This is a genomic window from Acidocella sp. MX-AZ02, assembly GCF_000306035.1.
Lineage (GTDB): Bacteria > Pseudomonadota > Alphaproteobacteria > Acetobacterales > Acetobacteraceae > Acidocella > Acidocella facilis.
Map to the genome: position 1 here is coordinate 273511 of NZ_JH976208.1, position 6404 is coordinate 279914.

The 6404-nt window shown below is 65.6% G+C and carries 9 protein-coding genes; 3 read left to right on the forward strand and 6 right to left on the reverse strand.

Going from position 1 to position 6404, the window contains the following annotated elements:
• Positions 1–7: 7 nt before the first annotated feature.
• The 3 genes from mreD to MXAZACID_RS09575 all read right to left on the reverse strand — a co-directional run bounded on the left by mreD (position 8) and on the right by MXAZACID_RS09575 (position 2318).
• Positions 8–553 carry a rod shape-determining protein MreD gene (gene mreD, locus MXAZACID_RS09565; RefSeq protein ID WP_008494089.1) on the reverse strand — a complete coding sequence of 182 codons (546 nt, stop codon included), beginning with the start codon at positions 551–553 and terminating at the stop codon, positions 8–10.
• Between the two features lie 3 nt (positions 554–556).
• Positions 557–1450: a rod shape-determining protein MreC gene (mreC, locus tag MXAZACID_RS09570; RefSeq protein ID WP_008494091.1), complete on the reverse strand. Its 894-nt coding sequence runs from the start codon at positions 1448–1450 to the stop codon at positions 557–559.
• Between the two features lie 193 nt (positions 1451–1643).
• Positions 1644–2318 carry a YggS family pyridoxal phosphate-dependent enzyme gene (locus MXAZACID_RS09575; RefSeq protein ID WP_008494092.1) on the reverse strand — a complete coding sequence of 225 codons (675 nt, stop codon included), beginning with the start codon at positions 2316–2318 and terminating at the stop codon, positions 1644–1646.
• Here MXAZACID_RS09575 and MXAZACID_RS09580 point away from each other — a divergent pair.
• The 3 genes from MXAZACID_RS09580 (at position 2317) to MXAZACID_RS09590 (ending at position 5240) form a co-directional block, all read left to right on the forward strand.
• Entirely contained in the window at positions 2317–2916 is a 600-nt protein-coding gene (locus MXAZACID_RS09580) for a thiamine phosphate synthase (protein WP_008494093.1), read from the forward strand. The genes MXAZACID_RS09575 and MXAZACID_RS09580 overlap by 2 nt on opposite strands.
• Positions 2917–3278: 362 nt before the next feature.
• Positions 3279–4553, forward strand: coding sequence for a porin (locus MXAZACID_RS09585; protein WP_008494094.1), 1275 nt, complete (start codon positions 3279–3281; stop codon positions 4551–4553).
• Between the two features lie 159 nt (positions 4554–4712).
• Positions 4713–5240 carry a DUF3576 domain-containing protein gene (locus MXAZACID_RS09590; RefSeq protein WP_008494095.1) on the forward strand — a complete coding sequence of 176 codons (528 nt, stop codon included), beginning with the start codon at positions 4713–4715 and terminating at the stop codon, positions 5238–5240.
• A gap of 168 nt (positions 5241–5408) precedes the next feature.
• On the opposite strand, the gene MXAZACID_RS19745 is transcribed toward MXAZACID_RS09590, so the two are convergent.
• From MXAZACID_RS19745 to MXAZACID_RS09600, 3 genes are read right to left on the reverse strand one after another with little or no spacing between them, the layout of a single operon-like run.
• Positions 5409–5549 carry a hypothetical protein gene (locus tag MXAZACID_RS19745; protein WP_205619783.1) on the reverse strand — a complete coding sequence of 47 codons (141 nt, stop codon included), beginning with the start codon at positions 5547–5549 and terminating at the stop codon, positions 5409–5411.
• On the reverse strand, positions 5527–5928 hold the full coding sequence (locus tag MXAZACID_RS09595; RefSeq protein WP_008494096.1) for a hypothetical protein: 402 nt from the start codon (positions 5926–5928) through the stop codon (positions 5527–5529). The genes MXAZACID_RS19745 and MXAZACID_RS09595 overlap by 23 nt, the downstream gene beginning before the upstream one ends.
• Before the next feature lie 6 nt (positions 5929–5934).
• Positions 5935–6273, reverse strand: coding sequence for a hypothetical protein (locus tag MXAZACID_RS09600; RefSeq protein ID WP_008494097.1), 339 nt, complete (start codon positions 6271–6273; stop codon positions 5935–5937).
• Positions 6274–6404: the final 131 nt, after the last annotated feature.

Consider the following 6404-nt stretch of genomic DNA (forward strand, 5'->3'; position numbering starts at 1 on the left):
TCGCTCCTTACGCCTGTTCCACCGCCGCCGGGCCGCGATGGGCGCGGATCAGGAAGGCGGCCAGCAACGGGTAGAGCCCGGCGGCCAGCAGCACCTCCAGCACCAGCGGCCCGGGCGGCAGCAGCCGTAAGGCGAGGGCGGATTCAATCGCCCAGGCCAGCCCGGCGCAGACCCCGGCCGCCAGCGTGAAGCTGGCCCAGACGATGAGAAACCGCGCCGGCACCAGCTTGCGGCGGGCGAGCAGCGTGCCCCATTGCAGCAGCAGCAACAGCACCGCCCAGACCCCGAAGGAGGAGAGGCCGAGCAGGTCCAGCAGCAACCCGCACAAGGCCACCAGCGGCGCGGGCAGGGAGCCCGGGCGGTAGAGCGACCAGAAATACACGCAGGCCATCGCATAGACCGGGCGCAGCGCCGCCTGGCCGGGAATGCCGAAGGGCATGCCGATGACGAACAGCCCGAACAGCAGCGTGACCACGGGGAATATCCAGCGCGAAATCGCGTCGATCTGGCGCCACAATTTCGTGGGCCGGCGCAGGGCGGAGCCGCGGGCCATGGCTCAGCGTTTCCGGTGATGCTTGGCGGCGCTGGCGGCGGCGGGTTTGAGATGCGGGATGGGGGTGAGGGCCGGCAGATTATCCGGATAGCTGAACAGGCGCAGCACCCGCAGCGCGTCCAGATGCGCCAGCGGCAGCACCACCGGCTGGTTCTGCGCATTGTAATGCACCACCCCCACCGGCAGGCCGGGCGGGAAGGCGCCGCCCTCGGCGCTGGTGAGCACCATCGCCCCTTCCGGCGGCGGCTGGTTCGGCGACCAGTACAGCAAGGACGGGTCCGGTCCGTTGGTGCCGGCCATCAGGGCGGGCGCGCCATTGGCGCCGATCGCCACCGGGATGCGGCTATTGATGTCGTTGATCAGCAGCACCCGGGCGGAGCGGTCCCCGGCATCCACCACCCGGCCGGCGAGGCCGCGCCCATCCATCGCCACCGCGCCGATGAGGCTTTGCGGGTTGCCATTGGCCGGCGGCACCAGCACCAGCACCGAGCGGGCATAGACGCCGCCGAGATCCGCCACCACCTCGCCAGTGGCGAATTCCGGCGTCGGGGTGGGGACGAAATGCAGCGAGGCTTTCAGCGCATCATTCTGCGCCTGCAGCGCCATCGCCACCTCCTGCCATTGCAGCAGCTCGGCGTTCTGTTCGCGCAGCTGCTCGTTTTCCTGGCTCAGCGAGAAGAGATGGCCGATTTCGCCGGTGCCGTGCTCGGCCGCCTGGATCGGGCCGGAGACCAGCATATAGGCCGGCGCCAGCATGTCATCCAAGCCAGCGCGCAGCCGGTCGGAGAAATTCTGATCCGCCCGGCCGATGAGAACGCAGCCGAGCGAGACCATCAGCATCACCGGCAGGGTCAGACGCGACAGGGCTTGGCGGAGCGGGATCGATAATCTGATCACCGGAAACCTATCTGCAAAAAGAGGACAATGACCGCCTAGCCCTTACAGGCAAATGCGCGGGACGCACAGTGGGAATGCGCGGATTCAGCCAGGGCAGCGCGTTTAAAACATTAAAAATTGTGTCTGGCGGGCGGGGCAAAGGGTCCGCTGTTGTTGAAGAAACACCCGATACCGCCAAAAACTTTCGGTAGCGTTAATTTGCCGGCGGGGTCTCGCGCCGGCCGAACAGAGCGGTGCCGATGCGGATATGGGTGGCGCCGGCGGCGATGGCGGCGGCGTAATCGCCGGACATGCCCATCGAGCGCACCGCCAGCCCGTGCGCATCGGCCATCGCGGCGAGGCGCTGGAAATAAGCTGTGGGGTCGCCCTCTGCCGGCGGGATGCACATCAGCCCTTTCAGCGCATCGCCGAAACGCGCGCGCGCGGCGCGGATGAACCCATCCGCTTCGGCGGTGGGGATGCCGGATTTCTGCGCCTCGTCGCCGATATTCACCTGCACCAGCAGCTCCGGCAGGCGCCCGGCTTTTTGCGCGGCGGCGTCGATGGCATCGAGCAGGCGCGGGCGGTCCAGGCTGTCGATCGCATCGGCCAGGCGCACCGCCTGCTCGGCCTTGTTGGTCTGCAGCCCGCCAATGATATGCAGTTTCGCGCCGGGGAGCGGGAATTTTTCCGCCGCCTCCTGCACCCGGTTCTCGCCGAATATATGCAGCCCCGCCGCCAAGGCCGCCTCCACCGCGGCGCGCGGATGGGTTTTGCTGACGGCGATCAGGGTGATCTCCTCGGGATCGCGCCCGGCGGCGCGGGCGGCTTGCGCGATCTGGGCGCGGATGATTTCGAGGTTGCGGGCAATCGGGCTAATATCGGCCATGGATTCACGGTTAATCGCCTGGGGCCGCGCGGTAAAGCGGCGCGACCCGCAGGCCCAGATCCCGCCGCTCTGGTTCTTCACCGATGCCCAGCGCACGCCCGACCCGCTGGCGGTGATCGCCCGGCTGCCTTTGGGGCTGTGCGGGGTGGTGCTGCGCCATGACCAGGACCCGGACCGCGCCCGGCTGGCGCGGCGGGTGGCGAAGATTTGCCGGGCGCGGCGGCTGGCGCTGATCATCGCCGGGGATGCGCGGCTGGCGGCGTCGCTGAAGGCGGGGCTGCATCTGCGCGGCGGGGCGGGGCGGGTGCGTCCGCATACCGGGCTGCGCAGCGCCTCGGCGCATGATGAGGCGCAGATTCGGCAGGCAAGGCGGGCGGATGTGGCGCTGGTCTTCATCTCACCCGTGCATCCCACCGCCAGCCATCCCGGCGCGCGCGGGTTGGGGGTGGCGGGTTGGCGTCGTCTGGCGGCACGGCTGACTCCAGTCCGCGGCAAGGCGCCGATAAAGCCTTTCGCTCTGGGGGGAATGAATGGCCGCCATGCTCGGAACTTGGGGCCTGCCTGTGCCGGCGTGGGGGCAATCGACGCCTTTTTTTGAAGCAATTGGCTTGAAGTTTGACCCGGTTCGGGCTCGCCCCGGAGCGGCAGGCCAAGCGTGTCTATAAAAATACTTAAACGGTATGAATATTATATCGCGCTGCAGCGTAAGCTGCGCATAGTCGCTGGTTTTTACAGGAAAAGCGCAGGATCGAATTTAACATTAACGTCATATACATGTGGCGTGCGTGCCACACTCCCCCGAATAAGCTCAAGAACGGAAAGTCAGAGATTGCGCGGGCCGGCGGATGGCGATTTATAGGCTGCCGAGCGCATCGGCTGTCGTCAGGCTGTCGGTGCACGCTTCTGGGGGCCTCACGGTCTTAAAAATTCCGCCGCACGGCGAATGATGGAGATGATTTGATGCGCAAACTGCTTCTGGCCACTGCGGCCACCATGCTCGCCACGGGCGCTGCCTTCGCCCAGCCGGCGAAAGAGGTTGCCGCTCCGGGCAGCATCGTCGTTCACCTGAACGGTTACTTCCAGTACGGCGTCGGCGCGTTCGGCTCCACCCACATGTCCGGCGGCTCGGGCACCAGCGCCTACAAGCTGAACAATGTCGGCACCAACGGCGATTTCCGCATCTATCCGGGCTTCGACGCGCAGACCACCAACGGCATCTGGTATGGTGTGCAGGCTGAAATCCGCACCACCGTCTCCTCCGCTGGCAAGTCCGCCGGCTCCAACACCACCGTTTCCGCCGGCACCGAGAGCCTGTATGTGAAGCGCGCTTATGCCTATATCGGCGCGCCGGAATACGGCTTCATCCGCGCCGGCCAGACCGACAGCGCCTGGACCCTGTCCCAGGTTGGCGCGATCGAGAGCTTCGGCGACGGCGCCGGGTTCAACTGCGATGGCGGCGCCTGCACCATGCTGCCGACCTCCCCGGGTCTGTTCATGTTCGCCGACACCTCCGGCCTCTATGCCACCAACAAGGTTGTGTATGAGTCCCCGGCCGTGGGCGTGCTCGGCGGCAAGCTGTCCGGCATCATCGGCTTCGAGCCGAACTCCAACGGCATCAAGGAAGGCAACGCCGCCAACGGCAGCACCCTGGGCGAGTCCGCGAGCTCCATCTATGGTGGCAGCAATGTCCGCCGCCGCAACACGCTGGACATGTCCGTGTCCTACGGCGAGAAGATGAACGGCTTCGACAACAAGGTCTCCGTCTCTTACCTGCACGGCGCGCCGCTGGGCATTCTGGGCGGCACCCCGACCACCGCGCCGCATGGCTATGACGAGCTGAGCGTGATGCAGGCCGGTGCGCAGACCACCTTCGCGGGTCTGACCGTTGGCGGCAACATGAAGTGGGGCCAGGTTGAAGACGGCTACGCCTTCAAGCCGAAGGGCGCGCGTAACGCTCTGGGCTATGTGGTTGGCGCGTCCTACAATGTCGGCCCGTACACGGTCGGCGCCTCCTACTTCAACCAGCAGAGCTCCGGCAACTATGTTCCGGGTTCCACCGCCGTTGCTCGCACGCTGAGCGAGTATGGCGTTGCCGCTGGCGCGAACTACCAGATCGCCAAGCCGATGGGCCTGTATCTGGAATATCTGTATGGCCACCAGCACCAGCCGACCGCGACCTCGACCGGCAACGTGCAGGAGCAGATGATCGACCTCGGCACCACCATCAAGTGGTAATCGCCTAAAGGCCGGTCCTTCTGGGCTGATCTTGAAAGGGTGGCGGGCAACCGCCACCCTTTTTGTTTGCGCGGCCGCATTCGATCTTGTGGCCGCAGCCCTTGGCGGCGCCTTGGTTGAAGGCTAAACAGCTTGCAGTTTCGGGTTTGGAGAGCAGAATTGCGGATTATTCAACGTGTCGCCGTCCCCGCCAGCCTGGCGCTCAGCCTGCTCGGGCTCAGTGCCTGCTCAGGCGGTCTGAAGACCTCCAACCCTGACGTCGCCAATTACGAGATGGGCGGCATGGGGCCGGCCGCGCCGGGCTCTGGCTCGCTGTTCACCCTCGGCAAGGGCAGCACGGGTGGCGCCGCCTCCAACACCAATATCCAGGTCAATGCCTATCTCTGGCGGGCGACGCTGGACACGCTCTCCTTCATGCCGCTGGTCTCGGCTGATCCGTTCGGCGGGGTGATCATCACCGACTGGTACACGCCGCCCGGCCAGCCCGGCACCCGCTTCAAGGCGAATGCCTATATCCTCAGCAAAACCCTGACCGCGGACGCGATTCAGGTGAGCGTGTTCGAGCAGGTGCAGCAGAACGGCCAATGGGTGGACAGCCCGGCCGATCCCTCGCTCGCCAGCGGGCTGGAGGATCGCATCCTGGCCCGCGCCGCCGATCTGCAGGCGGCGGCGAAGAACACCAAGTAAAGCTTTTCGGGTACAAAAAACCCCTCCCGTCGCCGACGGGAGGGGTTTTTTTGTTGGGGGCTGAGCCACGGGCATGGAGGGAAGATCATAAAAGTTTTTGGGCGTAGGCGGCCAAGGTTCCGCCGCTGCGCAGCAGCGGTGGAAAGCCGCCGGAGGGTGCAGCCCTTTTTACAAAAAGGGCTGCAAAATGTCCGGGGTGGTGACGACGGCGTTGCGCACACCCCGAACACCTTTCGCCGCTTTTTGTAAAAAAGCGGCACCAAAAAACTTTTGATTTTTTAAGCGCTCAGCTCTTGTTGCGGCGCTCACCGAGGAAATATTCCGCCACCGCGCCGGTGATCAGCGCCGTCAGCACCGCCTTGCGCGGGTCACGCCGGACGATGAAGGTGCCAAAGCGCAGCGCCAGGCTCAGCGTGCTCACCGCCTCGGTGACGAGGCTGGGCTGGCGGGCGCGCATGCGCCGCAGCACGGCGGTGAAGATGAGCGCGCAGAGCGCGCCCACCACCAGCAGCAGGACGCCGCAAATGGCGGACGCCCCCGCCATGCCGACATAATGCGCCAGCCAGATCAGCAAAGCGGCGGCCAGCAAACCCAGCCCGCCCAGCCCGGTGCCGAGCAGCACCAGGGCCATGCAGACCCAAAGCGCGGCGGATTTACCGACATAGGCAGCGCGGCGGCCGAGGCTCATCCTCTCTTAGCCGCGGCGCAGGAAGCCGGCGGCGAGCAGGCCGACGCCGAAGGCGATGGCCAGCGACGCCAGCGGGCGCTCGCTCACTTCCGTCTCCAGCTTGGCGACCGCATCCTTGCTCGTGCCCTTCAGCCGGGCGCCGAGAATTTCCAGCTCCTCCTCGATCGAGGCGACTCGCGAGGAGAGGTTGCCGCCATTCAGATAGGAGGTGATCTGCTCCAGCGCCGCATGCGCGTTCTCACCCAGCTTCTCCCCGGCATCGCCGAGTCCGACGCGGAATTTCTCGAATTCCTGTTTCAGCTGATCGATATCGATGGAAGACGGATCAATTCGTTTGGCGCACATCTCGAAACCCTCCTTTGCTCAAACCTCACGTCGTACGGCAGAGCGGCTTTTTCAACGCCGCCGCCGGCCGCATCACACGATAATTGCTGAGCATGCGCAACAAAGCTGCGCTTTGGCTTGCCTGTTAACCG